This window comes from Pseudomonas sp. NPDC090592, from assembly GCF_044769185.1.
Taxonomy (GTDB): domain Bacteria; phylum Pseudomonadota; class Gammaproteobacteria; order Pseudomonadales; family Pseudomonadaceae; genus Aquipseudomonas.
The window spans coordinates 1-1,253 of sequence record NZ_JBIVXJ010000069.1; the positions used below are offsets into that span (position 1 = coordinate 1).

Annotated in this window: 1 protein-coding gene; it reads left to right on the forward strand. The window is 60.6% G+C overall.

The features are described 5' to 3' along the window. On the forward strand, positions 1–1,253 hold a 1,253-nt coding region (locus ACIQUI_RS28420), incomplete at both ends, for an immunoglobulin-like domain-containing protein (protein WP_403204410.1).

The following is a 1,253-nucleotide window of genomic DNA, read 5'->3' on the forward strand; positions in this document are numbered from 1 at the left end:
TATGTCGACGGCGGCAACCTGACCGTCAGCATCACCGGCACCAGCGTGCCGGATGGTCGCCAGTTCGAGAACCTGGTGGTAACCAAGCCTTCGGCTACTGTCGAGATCAAGGATACCCCGACCGAAGTCGTGGCCAAGCTGACCGCTACCTCGGAAGTAACCGAAGGTGGCAACATCACCTACACCGTGACCCTGACCGGCCCGGATGGCTTGCCGATCAACAACCACGGTGCACTGACCTTCACCCTGGCCGACAAGACCGTGATCAACGTGGCAGCCAACGCTACCACCGGATCGGTAACTGTCGCCGCGCCGGACAACGTCTACATCGGCCAGACCACCGTCACCAACAGCCTGCAATCGGTGGGCGGTGCCGGTGCGAGCAAGTTCGAGCAGCTGACCCTGGATAAAGCCTCGGTCAACACCATCGTCAAGGACGAACCTGGTGTAGGCCCAGCAGGCCCAGGCAACCAAGGCGACAAGGTCGAGCTGAGCATCGTTGCCAACCAGACCTCGGTCTTCGAGAACGAGAAGCCGACCTTCACCATCAGCATCAAAGAGGCCCTGGACCAGGACCTCACCGTGCAGTTGGGTGAAGGCAAGTCGGTGGTAATCACCAAGGGCACGCTGTCTGCTGTCTGGACCAACGACGCCCAGGGCGAAGACGTGTATGTCGACGGCGGCAACCTGACCGTCAGCATCACCGGCACCAGCGTGCCGGATGGTCGCCAGTTCGAGAACCTGGTGGTAACCAAGCCTTCGGCCACTGTCGAAATCAAGGATACCCCGACCGAAGTCGTGGCCAAGCTGACCGCGTCTGCCGAAGCGACCGAGGGTGGCACGATCACCTACACCGTGACCCTGACCGGCCCGGATGGTTTGCCGATCAACAACCACGGTGCACTGACCTTCACCCTGGCCGACAAGACCGTGATCAACGTGGCAGCCAACGCTACCACCGGATCGGTAACTGTCGCCGCGCCGGACAACGTCTACATCGGCCAGACCACCGTCACCAACAGCCTGCAATCGGTGGGCGGTGCCGGTGCGAGCAAGTTCGAGCAACTGACCCTGGATAAAGCCTCGGTTAACACCATTGTCAAAGACGAAGCCGGTGTAGGTACTCCAGGCGACAACAACCATGGCGACAAGGTCGAGCTGAGCATCGTTGCCAACCAGACCTCGGTCTTCGAGAACGAGAAGCCGACCTTCACCATCAGCATCAAAGAGAAGCTGGACCAGGACCTCACCGT